The sequence below is a fragment of the Enterobacter sp. C4G1 genome (assembly GCF_052886895.1).
In genome coordinates, this window is record NZ_JBQVVV010000002.1 from 553,567 (window position 1) to 569,786 (window position 16,220).

Here is a 16,220-nt window from a genome sequence, read left to right on the forward strand (position 1 = left end):
GACCGAAAGGTCCCTTTTTTCATCCGTTACTGCTTATCCGGCAACGCATACGCGATGATGTAATCACCCCGATCCGGTGACTGACGTGCACCACCTGCGTTAATGATGACGTACTGTTTACCGGTTTTCGGTGAAACGTAGGTCATCGGGCCAGACTGGCTGCCAACCGGCAGACGGTCTTTCCAGAGCTCTTTCCCGGTTGCGGTATCAAACGCGCGCAGGTAGAAGTCCTGAGTACCCGCGAAGAACAGCAGGCCAGACTGTGTAGAGAGCGATGCACCAAGCGTAGGCATCCCGATTGGGATAGGCATGTGCATACGGATCCCCAGCGGACCCGTGTCTTCCACGGTGCCAACCGGAACCTGCCACACCAGCTTACCGGTTTTCAGATCCACCGCAGACATGGTACCAAACGGTGGTTTCTGGCACGGAATACCCAGAGGCGACAGGAAACGCTCACGCATAGCGCCGAACGGCGTGCCGTCCATTGGCACGATACCCATCTCGATCCCGCTGGCATTTTTCGCAACGTTTGCACGCGGAACCATGTAGTTAGCCAGGCCCAGGCGCATATCATTCACGAACATCAGGCTGTTGTTCGGGTCAACGGAAACGCTGCCCCAGTTCATCCCGCCCAGCGAGCCAGGGAACTGCAATGAACGGTCAAGACCCGGCGGGGTGAAGACCCCCTGATGACGCATCTCTTTAAACTGGATACGGCACAGCAGCATATCGACCGGTGTGGCACCCCACATGTCGGATTCCGTCAGCGTCTGGTTGCCGATCATCGGCATCCCTACGGAGTACGGCTGAGTCGGGGAGTAACGTTCGCCTTCCACATTACCAGCAGGAACCGGGCGCTCTTCAACCTTCGCAACAGGTTTACCCGTTTCGCGGTTGAGCATGAAGATCATGCCTTGTTTACTGGTCTGAACCAGCACAGGTGTGGTGCCGCCTTTACCGTCTGGCAGGTCATACAGCAGCGGTTGAGATGGCAGGTCGAAATCCCACAGGTCGTGGTGCGTGGTCTGGAAATGCCAGCGCACCTGGCCGGTGGTTGCATCAACGGCGACGATAGACGAGCTGTATTTATCATCCAGCGCGGTACGTTCACCAGCCCAGAAATCTGGCGTGGCGTTACCGGTTGGTAGATAGATAAGGTTCAGTTTTGCGTCGTAAGACATCGCAGACCAGACGTTCGGCGTACCGCGAGTGTAGGTCTGGCCTTCCGGCGGCAGGCCGGTCAGGTTCGGATTACCCGGATCCCATGCCCAGGCCAGTTTACCGGTGTGAACATCGTAAGCGCGCACAACGCCCGGCGGTTCGCCAGTGGAGAAGTTATCGGCCACGCGTCCACCGACCACCACCACATTACCCGCCACCAGTGGCGTAGAGGTTTGCTGGTAGTAACCCGGTTTGATGTCACCCATGCCCACGCTCAGGTCAACGATGCCGTGGTCGCCAAAGTCATCACAGACTTTGCCGTTGTCGGCATTGATGGCAATCAGACGCGCATCGGTGGTTGGCAGGAACAGACGACGGGAGCAGGCCGCAGGCGATGTTTCTGCCTGTGACGTTGTCACGTTATTGTGGTCTTCAAAATAGCCCAGACCACGGCAACGCTGCCAGTTTGGCGCGGTGGCTTTGGAATCATAACGCCATTTTTCTTTACCGGAATCCACATCCAGGGCCAGCACTTTGCTGTACGGGGTACAGACATACAGCGTGTCGCCAACCTGGAGAGGGGTATTCTGATCTTCAGCGCCGGAGCCGTTGCTCTGCGGGATATCGCCCGTATGGGCAACCCAGGCCACTTTCAGATCGCCGATGTTCTGCTTGTTGATCTGATCCAGTGCGGCAAAGCGGTCACCGTGGGTGGTGTTACCCCAGTGTTCCCAGTTTTTTTGCTGCTCGCCAGGAGCGACAGGTTTAACCGGAACCGGCTCGTTGGCAGTAACCAGCGTTTGCGGTTTAAACATCCAGCCGAAACTTGCCAGCATGGCAACGGCCAGCACTGCGGCGATACCGAATGGAGCGGATTTTCTGACGGGCGCATTGCTGTTTGCCGCGCGCAGGAAAGGCCAGACAATCGCGCACAGGAACGCCAGCACCGCGAAGGTAAACAGGCGCGAGAAGAGCGGCCAGAAATCCCAGCCTGCATCGCTGACGGCCCAGAACAGTGACGCAATAAACGCGATGGCGTAAAGCACAATGCCGCTGGTGCGGTTAGTGAAAATCAGTCCCGCAGCGATGACCATCACCACGCCCATTATCAGGAAGTACCAACTTCCGCCTACTGTGGCGAGCTTGAAGCCCAAGCCGCCGACTGCCAGACCGATGAGTACCATCAATCCGGCAAGGAGCCACTGTAGGATACGAGGTAACCCACGCGGCGCGCTGCCAAATGCCATTTCTGTCTCCTTAAATACTCTCGTCTTTTCAGGTCTGTGCTGTGCGGCATCTGTACCAAATGGGTAAATAAAGACGAGGGTTATGGTGGTTTTACGCTAATGAACCTGTCATACAGCGCAGGAATTCACAGGTAACAAATAGTCTGCGAACCATTTGGTGAATTCGCGGCTATGATAAAACTGTTAAATTGTTTTACGCAATTGTTAATGAAAGATTTCGCATTATTTGATTAGAGAATAGATCAAACCCGCCGTGGCGGCGGGTGAAAGGAGAGGTTGCTAAGGGAGGATCAGGCAGGCATTGACTTGCGGATGGCGCTGAGCAGCGTCTGTGTGCCTGTTGAAAATGGGATATCGACGCGGGTCAGAATACCGATAGGCTCTCCGGCTCCGGGCGATGTGACCGGTAGCGCCGTGAGCGTGCCGTGACGTAAATCGTCTTTCACCGCACCCGAAGGCACAAACCACACATAGTCGAAATCAACCGTCAGCTGGCGTGAAAGGGAAGCTGACAGGGTTTCGATACAGCCTGTTGGCAGGGTGCAGCCCTGTAGCTGCAACAACGCTTCGGCGTTCTGACGCGGGACTGTACCTTTTGGTGACACCACCACCGGCCACTCCATGACGCGGCTTAAGGTGACGGTATCCTGCAACAACGGGTGGTTTGGCCGAACGACAAGCTTGAGCGATTCCAGGAACAACAGTTCATAGTTAAGACCCGTCATCAGTTCCGGGTCGGACATTCGACCGATCCCCAGATCCAGTTCACCAGATTTGAGCCCCGCAAGCAGCATGGTGTTACTCATGGTCGCAACCTGAATCGTGGTGTGCTTTTGCTGCTTATGAAACTGGCCAATTACGGCAGGCAGAATGCCCAGCGCCGCCGTTGGCAGCGCGCCCACGCGAACAATTTCGCTGGTGTGGTCGTCTTTGCGGTTTAACGCCTGGCCTGCGGTGTTGAGTGCATCCAGGACTTTCACAGCGTGGGTCAGAAATTGCTCGCCCACGAGCGTGAGCTGTGCGCCCAGGCGTCCTCTGTCAAACAGCCGGGTTCCGGTAAGTTGTTCCAGCTCGTTGAGTGTTTTAGACAGTGCGGGCTGACTTAGGTTAAGAGTTTCAGCCGCTCGCCCCAGCGTTCCCTGTTGAGCGACGGCCACAAATGTATGCAAATGGCGCAAGCGTATGCGCTGACTGAACTGACCATTTTTTTCCATAGGCGATGTTAAAAACAGAGCGATGCGGGTGACAAGTTAAGTTGTTTAATTTTGATAACCTGATAGCAAAATATTTTTAACATTTGATCTATTTGAGTTACAAGCTGTTTTTCAACTGACCGATTTTACTCCCGCACGCAATAACCTGAATTTACACCCGAAAGTACAGCCTTTAACCACTCATCTGCCTGGATCACAATTTGTAAATTCTTCCCGCCAACCAGGACGGGCTTCTCTACACTCCAGGTAATATTCACTGGAGGCATGACATCATGGCGAACACCATCACGGCTGATGATATTCGGGAACACTTTTCGCAGGCTATGTCGGCGATGTACCAGCAGGAAGTTCCGCAGTACGGCACGTTACTTGAACTGGTTGCCGACGTTAACCTGGCCGTTCTGGAAAACAATCCCCTGTTACATGAACAACTGGCGAACGCAGATGAACTGGCGCGCCTGAACGTTGAACGGCATGGCGCGATCCGTGTTGGCACGGCGCTTGAGCTGTCCACACTACGCCGGATGTTTGCGATTATGGGGATGTTCCCCGTCAGCTATTACGACCTTTCCCAGGCGGGTGTACCCGTCCACTCAACGGCTTTCCGCCCGATTGATGATGACGCGTTGTCCCGCAATCCGTTTCGTATTTTTACCTCGCTGCTGCGCCTGGAGCTGATAGAAAACGTCGCACTGCGTGAGCGCGCCACGCAAATTCTGGCGAACAGGAATATCTTTACCCCGCGCTGTCTGGCGCTGATTGAATTGTATGAGTCAGAAGGGGGATTTACAGAGGCGCAGGCTCGCGAGTTTGTGAAAGAGGCAATTGAAACCTTCCGCTGGCATCGCCATGCCACGGTTGACCAGGAAACCTATCTGGCGCTGAGCAATGAACACCGACTGATTGCTGATGTGGTCTGTTTCCCGGGATGCCACATTAATCACCTGACCCCTCGCACGCTGGATATTGACCGCGCGCAGGAGCTGATGCCGAAATACGGCATTGAACCGAAAATCCTGATTGAAGGTCCGCCGCGCCGCGAAGTGCCGATTTTACTGCGCCAGACCAGTTTCAAAGCCCTTGAGGAGCCGGTGCTGTTTTCCGGGGAACATCTGGGCACTCATACTGCCCGTTTTGGTGAAATTGAACAGCGCGGCGTGGCGCTGACGCCGAAAGGCCGCGAGCTGTACGATAGCCTTCTTGGGCAGGCCGGTACGGGAAAAGACAACCTGACGCACCAGCTGCATCTGCAAGAGGTGTTCAGCGCCTTCCCGGACAGCGAAATGTTCCTGCGACGTCAGGAGCTGGCCTATTTCCGTTACCGTCTGACGCCTGCGGGTGAAGCGCATCGCAAGGCGTTCCGCCCGGGCGACGATCCGCAACCGCTGATCGAGCGGGGATGGATGGTCGCTCAGCCGATTACCTACGAAGATTTCCTGCCGGTGAGTGCGGCGGGCATTTTCCAGTCAAATCTTGGGAATGAAACTCAGGCGCGTAGCCACGGAAACGCCAGCCGCGATGCGTTTGAAGCCGCGCTTGGTTGTGCGGTATATGACGAGTTTACGTTGTACCAGGAGGCGGAAGCGCGCAGCAAACACCGTTGCGGTTTGCTCTGAAAACGTTACTCTGCGGGGGTGTGACGGAAAAAGAAGGTTAGTATGCAAAATCCCTCCGCCCCTGTGGTTGAAACGCGCCAGGGCGCACTCGCTGGCTTTACCGATGAGGATGTACACGTGTGGAGCGGAATTCCTTACGCCGCTCCGCCTGTGGGCGCATGGCGCTGGCGTTCCCCGCAACCTCCCGCAGCCTGGGAAGGGCTGCGCACTGCTACGGCGTTTTCGGCATCAAGCTGGCAAAACAGCGAGTATTGTCAGGAGCTGGGCGGTGGCGATCCGGGCCAGTTCTCCGAAGATTGTCTCTATCTGAATGTCTGGTCGCCGGTTGCGCGTACCACGCCGCTGCCGGTGATGGTCTGGCTGCATGGTGGTGGCTTTACCATTGGGGCCGGCGGGCTTCCTCCCTATAACGGCAAAGCGCTGGCAAGACGTGATGTGGTGGTGGTGACCATCAATTATCGCCTTGGGCACCTTGGTTTCTTCGCCCATCCGGCTCTTGCCGGGGAAGAGGACCAGGTGGTGCACAATTTTGCTCTACTGGACCAAATCGCTGCGCTGAACTGGGTGCGGGACAACATTGCGGCCTTTGGCGGCGATCCGAATTCGATAACCCTGTTTGGTGAATCTGCTGGCGCGCGAAGCGTGCTGTCGCTGTTGGCCTCTCCGCTGGCAGGCGGGCTTTTCCATAAAGCGATTGTGCAGAGCGGTTACACCTTACCGGACACGCCGCGCGAACAGGCGCTGCAAAAAGGCGAAGCACTGGCTGCCCATTTTGGTTTTGAAAACGCGACGGCAGAACAGCTGCGTGCCATTCCTCCTGAGGCGTTCTGGCCGCTGGCCTCGCCGCTGAATATCGCCCCGGCACCGGTAGTGGGCGATTGCGTGCTACCGGAAGCGATGCTCGATGTGTTCTTTGCCGCCCGTCAGCATCCGGTTCCGGTGATGATTGGCTCAAACAGTGATGAAGCAAGCGTAATGGCGGTATTTGGGATCGATCTTGCCGGGCAAATTCAGAAGCTGCGCCGTGAACGCCGGTTTGGTCTGGGGTTAATTAAACTGCTTTATCCAGGTGTTAAAGGGGATGAAGAGCTTGGCAGACAGGTCTGTCGCGATATGGCATTTACCACCATGGGATTTGTGGTGATGCAGGCGCAGCAGCGTGCGGGGGCTCCGTGCTGGCGGTACTGGTTTGACTATGTTGCCGAAGCGGAACATGCCACCTATATCAACGGCGCCTGGCACGGTAACGAAGTGCCTTACGTGTTCGACACGCTGGGGCAGGTGGAGCCGTCCCGCCATTATGTTAATTCCCGCGATATGCAGTTTTCTGCTCAGGTGGCTGACTACTGGGTGAGTTTCGCTCACCATGCCAGCAGCAGTCGTGACACGCTCCAGGGGCCGACCCACTGGCCTGCCTGCCGTAAAGGTCGGGATGTGCTGTTACGGATCGGAGTGAATAAAAATGCAGGTTTCAGGCTTGAAAACCGCTTTATGCGCGCCCGCATGAGCCTCTTCAAACGGGTCATGAAGCACCACGTCAGTCTTGATTGAGGAGGCAGGAGCGAAACGCTGCGAGTCCGTTATCCTGACTATGCGACTCGCGTAACACCAGTCGGTAGCTCGCACCGGTTTTAATACTCGTCTCAAAAGGCCGCGTCAGCCTTCCGGCGCGGACATCTTCTTCCACCAGCGTTTCATCAGCAATGGCGATCCCAAGCCCCTGAATGGCCGCGGTGATGGCCAGATCCATCGTATCGAAGTGTTGATTTTTGAGCATGGCTTTAGGGGACAGCGCCTGTTTTGCCAGCCACAGCGACCAGTCTGTTTTGTCACGAGTGGGGTGCAGGAAGGTTAACGACTCCAGCTCAGCACCCGCGCGTAACGGGCTGATGACCGGCGTCAGCGCCTCTTCAAACAGCAGATCACCTGCGCTCATGTGCGTGCCAAAAACAATGGCGGCATCGTAGGATTCGGTTTTGAAATTGACGTTGTGATCGGTGGTAGTGGTGAGCGCAATTTGCAGTTCGGGCTGCTCGCGCTCTACCTGTAACAAACGTGGGATCAGCCAGCGCATCGCGCAGGTTGGCGCTTTCAGTCGCACAACGGTTTGCTGCGCGCGCGCCTGCTCAGCCACGGTCAGCAGATGCTCAAAGGCGGATTGCAGTTCGGGAAGCAGGGCGCTGCCCTGGGGGGAGAGCCGCAGCCCACGGGCGTGACGCTCAAAAAGTGGAAAGCCGAACCAGGCCTCAAGTGCCGCAATTTTACGGCTTACAGCGCCCTGGGTCAGGCACAGCTCTTTTGCCGCATGGGTAAGATTCAGATGACGGGCCGTTTTTAAAAATGCGTCAACGGCATTAAGCGGGAAGGAACGGCGCGACATAGAACTCCTCAGGTATGCATTTTTCTCATGGCTATTATGACAACAATTCGTTTGTCGCCACAACCGACTTATTGTTTGAATAGTTATGCAATCTTTATGAGAAAGGAAAGATGATGACTTTGAGAACTCCGGTGCAAACCCGGTCAAAACTGCCTGATGTTGGCACCACGATTTTTACCGTTATTGGCCAGCTATCGGCACAACATAACGCCATCAACCTTTCTCAGGGCGCACCGAATTTCTCCTGTGACCCTAAACTGGTCGCCGGTGTCACCCGCGCCATGGAAGCCGGGCATAACCAGTATGCGGCGATGACCGGCCTTCAGACACTGAAAGAGCGGATTGCCGAGAAAATCGCAACGCTGTATGGCACGCAATATGATCCCGGTAGCGAAGTACTGGTCACGGCCAGCGCCAGCGAAGGGCTGTATTCGGCGATAAGTGGGCTGGTGCATCCGGGTGACGAGGTTATTTACTTTGAACCGTCGTTTGATAGCTATGCGCCTATCGTGCGATTACAGGGTGCAACTCCTGTTGCCATTAAACTGACCGTGCCAGATTTTGCCGTGAACTGGGATGAAGTGCGCGCCGCCATCACCCCGAAAACGCGGATGATCATCGTCAATACTCCGCACAACCCAAGCGGGCAGGTCTTCTCTGCGAACGATCTGCAACAGCTGGCGGCAGTGACACGTAATACCGATATCATTATTTTGTCTGACGAAGTGTACGAACACGTCGTCTTTGATGGCAAACCTCATCACGGGATGGCCACACACCCGCAGCTGGCGGAGCGTAGCGTCATTATTTCATCCTTCGGAAAAACCTATCACGTCACCGGATGGCGCGTCGGTTACTGTGTTGCACCGGTAGTGTTGATGGAAGAGATCTGCAAGGTCCATCAATTTTTAATGTTTTCTGCCGATACCCCAATGCAGCACGCATTTGCAGAACACATGACCGATCCGCAGACCTGGCTGTCACTGGCCGCGTTTTATCAGCGTAAACGCGACCTGCTGCAATCGCTACTTGCAGAATCACCGTTCCGCTTGCTGCCAAGCGCCGGTTCATTCTTCCTGCTGGCCGATTACAGCCATTTTAGTGATGAAAGCGACAGTGACATGGTGAAGCGGTTGATTACCGAGTGCGGTGTTGCAACCATTCCGCTGTCGGCGTTTTATGCTGATGGCACAGATAATAAATTGATCCGTCTCTCTTTTGCGAAAGATGAGGCAACGTTACGGGCAGGTGCCCAGGCCCTGTGTCGGGTTAAACCACGCTAAGGAGTTTTACATGAAATTACGCGCGTTAGTTGTCGGCATGGGATTGCTGTGTACGTTCTCTTCTTTTGCCGCCACAGAGCTGCGTTACGGGCTGGAAGCAGAGTATCCACCGTTTGAAAGCCGTAATGCCTCTGGCGAGCTGGAAGGGTTCGACGTTGAGCTGGGCAATGCCATCTGTAAAGCGGCAGCGCTGAAATGTACCTGGGTTGAAACCTCGTTTGATGCGTTGATCCCGGGCCTGGTGGCGAAAAAATTTGATGCCATCAACTCGGCCATGAACATTACCGAACAACGCCGCAAAAGCATTGATTTTACGCAGCCGATTTATCGCATTCCGTCACAGCTGGTGGGGAAAGCGGGCACGGCGGTAGAAGCAACGCCTGACGGGCTGAAAGGTAAAACCATCGGGGTGTTGCAGGGCTCTATCCAGGAGACATACGCCAAAGAGCACTGGGAAAAGCAGGGTGTCACCGTGGTGTCTTATAAAGATCAGAACATGGCGTGGGGAGATTTGCTGAATGGCCGTATCGATGCCTCGTTAGTCATGTCCGCGGCCGGGCAGGCAGGTTTCCTGAGCAAGCCCCAGGGGAAAGGGTTTGGCTTTATCGGCAAACCGGTGTCTGACGACACTATCCTGGGCAGTGGGATCGGTTTTGGATTGCGCAAGGGGGATGAGGCCACCCAGAAGCAGCTTAATGCCGCGATTGATAAAGTACGTGCCGATGGCACGATCGCTAAACTCGCTGATAAGTACTTCCCGGGTATCGATGTCAGCGTAAAATAATCGCCTCGTTTTGCCCCGGCTGTCGATGTCCAGCCGGGGCATTTTTCTTCCTGCCACTCTCATTTCCCCTCAGACCTGCCGCCTTGCGTGTTTAATGACGTTACCTTTCTTTACGCCTTTTTCAGGCTGTTCCGGGCGACAGAAAATATTTCTCACTTTGCTCATATAATCACCCGGCAACAATTGGATTCTTAACCGTTTTTGTTTAGGCTGTGCGTTCTTTCTTGCCGTCATTTCGCCGAGTGCGAAACACATTCACACGACCATAAGGACGTTTTTCCAGGCATGAATCGCAGACGTTTTTTAAAAGGTTCGCTGGCAATGGCTGCCCTGAGCGGCACATCAGGCCTTGCTTCACTGTTTTCTAAAGCGGCATTCGCTGCTGACTCTGACATTGCTGACGGTCAGAGCCGACGTTTTGACTACTCCGTACTGCAATCCATGGCACATGACCTGGCAAAAACCCCGTGGGGTGGAGCACCGCGTCCGCTGCCGGAAACGCTGGCGAACATGACCCCGCAGGCGTACAACGCCATTCGCTACGACGAAAAGCAGTCGCTGTGGAACAACATTGAAGGCCGTCAGCTCGACGTGCAGTTCTTCCATATGGGGATGGGGTTCCGTCGCCGTGTGCGTATGTTCTCGCTGGACCCGTCTACGTCTCAGGCACGTGAGATCCACTTCCGTCCTGAGTTGTTCAGCTATAACGAGACGGATGTCGATACCAAACAGCTGCAAGGGCAGAGCGACCTCGGTTTTGCGGGCTTCCGCGCGTTCAAAGCGCCAGAGCTGGCACGCCGCGATATCGTTTCGTTCCTCGGCGCGAGCTATTTCCGCGCGGTCGATGACACCTATCAATACGGTCTTTCTGCCCGTGGTCTGGCGGTGGATACCTTTACGGATACGCCGGAAGAGTTTCCGGATTTCACCTCATTCTGGTTTGAAACCGTTAAGCCTGGCGATACCACCTTTACCGTCTATACGCTGCTGGATAGCCCAAGCATTACCGGTGCCTACAAGTTTGTGATCCACTGCGAGAAAAGCCAGGTGATCATGGACGTCGAAAACCACCTCTATGCACGTAAAGACATCAAACAGCTTGGCATCGCCCCGATGACCAGCATGTTCAGCTGCGGGAATAACGAGCGCCGCATGTGCGACACCATTCACCCGCAAATCCATGACTCCGACCGTCTGGCGATGTGGCGGGGCAATGGCGAATGGATCTGCCGCCCGCTGAACAATCCGCAGAAATTGCAGTTCAATGCCTACATGGATAAAAACCCGAAAGGGTTCGGCTTGCTCCAGCTTGACCGCGATTTCTCGCACTATCAGGACATTATGGGCTGGTATAACAAACGCCCAAGCCTGTGGGTCGAGCCGCGTAACAACTGGGGTAAGGGCGCTGTTGGTCTGATGGAGATCCCGACAACCGGTGAAACCCTGGATAACGTGGTCTGCTTCTGGCAGCCCGAAAAACCGGTGGAAGCGGGCGATGAGCTGGACTTCAAATATCGCCTGTACTGGAGCGCACAGCCTCCGGTGCGCTCGCCGCTGGCCAACGTCTTCGCGACCCGCACCGGCATGGGTGGGTTCCCTGAAGGCTGGGCACCGGGTGAAAACTACCCGAAAACCTGGGCGCGTCGCTTTGCCATTGATTTTGTCGGTGGCGATCTGAAAGCCGCGGCACCGAAGGGGATTGAGCCTGTGATTACACTTTCAAACGGTGAAGCTAAGCAGATTGAGATCCTCTACGTTGAGCCGTTCGATGGGTATCGCATCCTGTTTGACTGGTATCCAACGTCCGACTCAACGGAGCCGGTGGATATGCGGATGTTCCTGCGCTGCCAGGGCGATGCTATCAGTGAAACCTGGCTCTACCAGTACTTCCCGCCAGCACCGGATAAACGTAATTACGTTGACGACCGGGTTATGCGTTAGTTCTTGTGGGATTGTGCCGGGTGGCGCTAACGCTTACCCGGCCTACCAGACCATTGAGAGTGATCATGTCTTCTGAAATCATCCCCGTTACCCACAACATCGAGCTTCGTGCCGTCGAAGATCGCTACGCCGCCGAGTTGCACAACCTCGTCATCAAAAATAAAACCTTTCTGCAAACCGCATTCGACTGGGCGCAGCACGTGGGGACTGAAGACGACACCCGGCGCAACGTGCAGAGTAACCAGATGCTGCACGCACGCGGTTACGCCAAAATGTTTCTTATTTTTCAGGACGATATTCTGGTGGGCGTGTTGTCGTTTAATGCCATTGAGCCGACCAACAAAACGGGCTACATCGGTTACTGGCTGGACGAGCATCACCAGAAACAGGGGATTATTTCCCGGGCGTTACAGGCGTTTATGCACTATTACGCCAGCCGGGGCGAAGTCCGTCGCTTTGTGCTTAAGTGCCGCGTAGACAATGTCAGCAGCAATAAAGTCGCGATACGTAATGGCTTTACGCTTGAAGGTTGTCTGCGAGAGGCGGAATACCTTAATGGCCGCTTTGACGATGTGAACAGCTACGCCAGACTATTCCCGCTATAGCGCGCCCAGAAGCGGCGTGCGGGTAATTCGCTGATTGCCGTTAATCACCTTTTCGCCGCGCAGGTGGATGTTTTCCCCGGCAAAGGCTTCAATCACGGCATCATCGGTTATCTCTATTCGATGCTCGATCAGCACATCTCCGCTGATGCGTACGCGCCCCTGGATAACCACCTTGTCGTCAATCATGATCGGTCCGCCCCGTAACCAGGCCTGGCCGCCGATAAGCACATGATGTTTTATCACGCAGTTGCCTTCGATGACGGCGTTTTCCGCCACCTGCGAGCTGTAGCGCAGCGTGGGGATGGCATCATCGTCTTTACCGGCAATCAGGCGGGCATTGCCGTACACTTTTGCACAGTCACACACCCAGACGTTATTCAGATCATTACCTTCCAGAATGGCGTTTTCAAACACCTCGGCGCGGTGCTCAATGAAGGCGTAATTCACCAGGGCGTCTCCGTAGATTTGCGCCTGATGAACTACCCGGGACTGGCTCACGGTGGCGTTGCCGTAAATCTGTAAAATCTGATCGTTGTCGGGGGTTAAGCCTTTTGCCGCGATGACCTGGCTGTGATGAAGGACACGGGCATTGCCAAATATGTGGCATTCACCACGAATATCAGAATGCTGAATGGTGACGTTGTCACTTATTTGGGGGCCGTGGCTGATTTGCGCGCCATCGACCCAGCAGTCGCCGCTAATCCAGGCATTATGGCTTATCACGCAGGGCTGGGTTATCCGCGCATTGCCGAGCACTCTGGCACCGCCAAAGACCACGCTGTTTTCGTCGTAGATCCAGCAATGTCCCTCCTGGGCGAGCGCGCGCTCATCGTCGACCCATCCGCCTTTTGTCCCGCTGACGATATCGTTAAAATCAGTGGTCGCGATAATCTGCCGCAGTGGGGTTGTGGTTTTGCTTTCGCCGTTTTGCCATTGCCATAGGCGGATTTCATCGCCAAGCCGATACTTTTTCATCGTATTATCCCTGATAAGCGTCTTAACTAAACGTAGCAAAGTTTAGGCGTTTCGAAATGCTGGCGCTTACCACTGAAACCTCATAAAATGGCATTTAAAATACATTTTATAATTTAAAATAAATGCGCAAAAGTAACAGAACTCAACAAGTCCTTAACTTACCCTCGGGTTACTTCGGTATGGTGCTGGGGACGATTGGTATGGGGTTTGCCTGGCGTTATGCCAGCACCCTCTGGCCAGTGACGCGCTGGCCGGGCGATATTCTGGTCGGGCTGGCGGTGTGTATCTGGTTTTTGCTGACGCTGGCATTTATTACCCGCGCCATTCGTTTTCCGCACAGCATACTGACTGAGATGCGCCACCCGGTGATGAGCAGTTTTGTGAGCTTGTTTCCTGCGACCACCATGCTGGTATCAATTGGATTTGTTCCCTGGTTTCGACCCATTTCGCTGGTGCTTTTCGGCGCAGGCGTGGTGATGCAGCTGAGCTACTCTGCCTGGCAGAGTGCCGGTTTATGGCGGGGTAAACACCCTGAAGAGGCCACCACACCAGGGCTCTACCTGCCGACGGTCGCCAACAATTTTATCAGCGCTATGGCCTGTGGCGCGCTGGGATTTACCGATGCCGGTTTGGTGTTCCTGGGGGCGGGCGTTTTTTCATGGCTCAGCCTGGAGCCGGTTATCCTGCAACGCCTGCGCAGTGCCGGGGAGTTACCCTCCGCGCTGCGTACTTCGCTTGGCATTCAACTGGCCCCGGCGCTGGTGGCCTGTAGCGCCTGGTTCAGCGTGAACGGTGGGCAGGCCGATACCTTCGCCAAAATGCTGTTTGGTTACGGGCTGTTGCAGCTGCTGTTTATGCTGCGTCTGATGCCATGGTATCTGTCACAGCCGTTTAATGCCTCTTTCTGGAGTTTCTCGTTCGGCGTTTCGGCGCTGGCGACCACCGGATTGCATCTGGGGCAGAGCAGCCCGTCGGGCTTCTTCCACGCGATTGCTGTCCCGTTGTTTATTTTTACTAACATTATCATTGTGATGCTGTTGGTTCGTACGTTTATCTTGCTGATGCAGGGCAAACTTTTGGTGCGCACTGATAAGGCACTGCTTATGCTTCCTGAGGAAAAACAATGACTGTTGATGAGAACTACTTCACTGATAAATATGGTTTGACCCGCACGCACTCAGAGGTGCTGTACAGCGCAGATATTGTCAAACCGGGTAAAACCCTGGATTTGGGCTGCGGAAATGGCCGTAACAGCCTTTATCTGGCTGCCAACGGCTTCGATGTGACGGCGTGGGATAAGAACCCAATGAGCATCGACAATATCGAACGCATCAAAGCGGCAGAAGGGATCGTCAATTTGCAGGCAGCGATCAAAGACCTCAACAGCCTGAGCTTTGACGGCGAGTATGATTTTATTCTCTCAACCGTGGTGCTGATGTTCCTGGAAGCGAAAACCATCCCTGGCCTTATCGCCAATATGCAGCGCTGCACTAAACCGGGCGGCTTTAACCTGATCGTTGCCGCGATGGATACCGCAGATTATCCGTGCACCGTTGGCTTCCCGTTCGCGTTCAAAAGCGGTGAACTGAGCAATCACTATGAAGGCTGGGAATTGCTCAAATACAACGAAGAGGTGGGTGAACTACACCGCACCGATGCCAACGGTAATCGCATCCAGCTGCGTTTTGCCACCATGCTGGCGCGTAATCCCGCTTAACGGGCCGCCAACAGACAGATTTGCAGGGCTGTCTTGTAAGACGCCTCGAACGACGACAACGGTAAAAACTCAAACTTCGAGTGGAAGTTATGGGCACCGGTGAAAAAGTTCGGGGTGAGCAGCCCTTTTGCGGAAAGCGCCGCACCGTCTGTGCCCCCGCGCATTGGCGTCGGTTTTGGCGTGATCCCGAGGGACTTCATCGCCTCAAACATCAGGTCAATGGCGCGGCGGTCTTCACCAATCGCATTGCTGATATTGCTGTAAGTGTCCTCAATGCGGTATTCCACTTTTGCGGCAGGGTGCTGTGCGGCAATCAGTTCCACCACATCGGCAATCTGCTGCTTACGCGCGGCAAAGTTGTCTTTATCAAAATCACGAATGTTCGCTTTCAGCACTGCGTCGTTTTGCCCGGCCTGAATACCGTTAAACCAGATATAACCTTCACGGCCTTCGGTGCACTCCGGCGTTTGCTGACGGTCGAAATGGCTGATGAAGTCTGTCGCCATTAATAATGGATTCACCAGCACGCCTTTGGCGGACATCGGGTGCGCGGTGACGCCGGTAAAGCGGATTTCGGCCGCCGCGGCGTTGAAGTTCTCGTAAACAATTTCTCCAATTTCGCAGCAGTCGATGGTCCAGGCAAAGTCGACGTCAAAGCGCTTAAGATCCAGCGCTTTGGCGCCATTCAGACCGATTTCTTCATCCGGAACAAACGCCACCACGATATCGCCATGCTGATGTTCGGCTTTCAGATTTTCCAGCACCGTCATCACCACGGTTACCGCAGATTTATTATCTGCGCCTAATACGCTGGTTCCATCGCTGAAAATAATCTCTTCATTGGGATACGACAGAATTTCCGGGTGATCTTTTACACGTAACCAGATGTCTTTCTCTTTATTCAGACAGAGGTCTTCTCCGGTAAACGTTAATATTTGTGGATGAATATCCGGTGATAATCCCACGTCGACGGTATCGATATGCGTAATAAAACCAATACGCGGCGCGCCTGCCACATTGCCTTTTTTAACCGCAGTAACGGTCGCGAACTCATCGATGACGATATCCTCTAAACCCAGCTGTGCTAGCTCTTTCGCCAGTTCACGCGCTATGTCGTGCTGCCCGGGTGTGGAGGGGAGTGTTCTGACTTTAGGATCGCTTTGGCTGGTGATGGCGAGATAGCGGAAAAAACGATGGGTTAATTGTCTGGAGAGTTCTGAAGCCATAGTGATTCCTTCTTATTTTGTATTATCAGGTGTTTGCAATGTCACTTTAATGTTATTTATGAAATGGC

13 protein-coding genes are annotated in these 16,220 nt (G+C 54.5%); 8 read left to right on the forward strand and 5 right to left on the reverse strand.

All coding sequences use genetic code 11. The features are described from left to right. Nucleotides 1–26 precede the first annotated feature (26 nt). Both ACT9TW_RS16540 and ACT9TW_RS16545 read right to left on the reverse strand, forming a co-directional pair. Complete coding sequence (locus tag ACT9TW_RS16540) at nucleotides 27–2,411, reverse strand: membrane-bound PQQ-dependent dehydrogenase, glucose/quinate/shikimate family (RefSeq protein WP_446493075.1); 2,385 nt, start codon at nucleotides 2,409–2,411, stop codon at nucleotides 27–29. Between the two features lie 290 nt (nucleotides 2,412–2,701). Beyond that, a complete protein-coding gene (locus ACT9TW_RS16545; RefSeq protein ID WP_446493076.1) occupies nucleotides 2,702–3,625 on the reverse strand; it encodes a LysR substrate-binding domain-containing protein in 924 nt (307 codons plus the stop codon). Between the two features lie 272 nt (nucleotides 3,626–3,897). Between ACT9TW_RS16545 and hglS the strand changes: the two genes are divergently transcribed. Together hglS and ACT9TW_RS16555 are read left to right on the forward strand one after the other, a co-directional pair. Beyond that, a complete protein-coding gene (hglS, locus tag ACT9TW_RS16550; protein WP_446493077.1) occupies nucleotides 3,898–5,241 on the forward strand; it encodes a 2-oxoadipate dioxygenase/decarboxylase HglS in 1,344 nt (447 codons plus the stop codon). A gap of 42 nt (nucleotides 5,242–5,283) precedes the next feature. Continuing rightward, nucleotides 5,284–6,792, forward strand: coding sequence for a carboxylesterase/lipase family protein (locus ACT9TW_RS16555; protein WP_446493078.1), 1,509 nt, complete (start codon nucleotides 5,284–5,286; stop codon nucleotides 6,790–6,792). Here ACT9TW_RS16555 and ACT9TW_RS16560 read toward each other — a convergent pair. Next, nucleotides 6,779–7,621, reverse strand: a complete 843-nt coding sequence (locus tag ACT9TW_RS16560) for a LysR family transcriptional regulator (RefSeq protein WP_446493079.1) — start codon at nucleotides 7,619–7,621, stop codon at nucleotides 6,779–6,781. The two genes, ACT9TW_RS16555 and ACT9TW_RS16560, sit on opposite strands and share 14 nt — an antisense overlap. A gap of 113 nt (nucleotides 7,622–7,734) precedes the next feature. Between ACT9TW_RS16560 and ACT9TW_RS16565 the strand changes: the two genes are divergently transcribed. The 4 genes from ACT9TW_RS16565 (at nucleotide 7,735) to rimL (ending at nucleotide 12,234) form a co-directional block, all read left to right on the forward strand. Then, nucleotides 7,735–8,904, forward strand: a complete 1,170-nt coding sequence (locus tag ACT9TW_RS16565) for a methionine aminotransferase (RefSeq protein WP_446493848.1) — start codon at nucleotides 7,735–7,737, stop codon at nucleotides 8,902–8,904. Nucleotides 8,905–8,914: 10 nt separating this feature from the next. After that, nucleotides 8,915–9,688 (forward strand): ABC transporter substrate-binding protein, encoded by a 774-nt coding sequence (locus ACT9TW_RS16570; protein ID WP_446493080.1) that lies wholly within the window; start codon nucleotides 8,915–8,917, stop codon nucleotides 9,686–9,688. 285 nt (nucleotides 9,689–9,973) lie between these two features. Then, nucleotides 9,974–11,629, forward strand: coding sequence for a glucan biosynthesis protein D (locus ACT9TW_RS16575; protein ID WP_182061058.1), 1,656 nt, complete (start codon nucleotides 9,974–9,976; stop codon nucleotides 11,627–11,629). Between the two features lie 65 nt (nucleotides 11,630–11,694). Then, nucleotides 11,695–12,234: a 50S ribosomal protein L7/L12-serine acetyltransferase gene (rimL, locus tag ACT9TW_RS16580; RefSeq protein WP_446493081.1), complete on the forward strand. Its 540-nt coding sequence runs from the start codon at nucleotides 11,695–11,697 to the stop codon at nucleotides 12,232–12,234. Here rimL and ydcK read toward each other — a convergent pair. Next, entirely contained in the window at nucleotides 12,229–13,209 is a 981-nt protein-coding gene (gene ydcK, locus ACT9TW_RS16585; protein ID WP_446493082.1) for a YdcK family protein, read from the reverse strand. The genes rimL and ydcK overlap by 6 nt on opposite strands. 122 nt (nucleotides 13,210–13,331) lie before the next feature. Here ydcK and tehA point away from each other — a divergent pair, with 122 nt between their 5' ends. After that, nucleotides 13,332–14,336 (forward strand): dicarboxylate transporter/tellurite-resistance protein TehA, encoded by a 1,005-nt coding sequence (gene tehA / locus ACT9TW_RS16590; protein ID WP_446493083.1) that lies wholly within the window; start codon nucleotides 13,332–13,334, stop codon nucleotides 14,334–14,336. Further along, complete coding sequence (gene tehB / locus ACT9TW_RS16595) at nucleotides 14,333–14,926, forward strand: tellurite resistance methyltransferase TehB (RefSeq protein ID WP_446493084.1); 594 nt, start codon at nucleotides 14,333–14,335, stop codon at nucleotides 14,924–14,926. Before tehA ends, tehB begins: the two co-directional genes overlap by 4 nt. Here the strand turns inward: tehB and pepT are convergent. Further along, nucleotides 14,923–16,152 (reverse strand): peptidase T, encoded by a 1,230-nt coding sequence (pepT, locus tag ACT9TW_RS16600; protein WP_446493085.1) that lies wholly within the window; start codon nucleotides 16,150–16,152, stop codon nucleotides 14,923–14,925. The genes tehB and pepT overlap by 4 nt on opposite strands. Nucleotides 16,153–16,220: the final 68 nt, after the last annotated feature.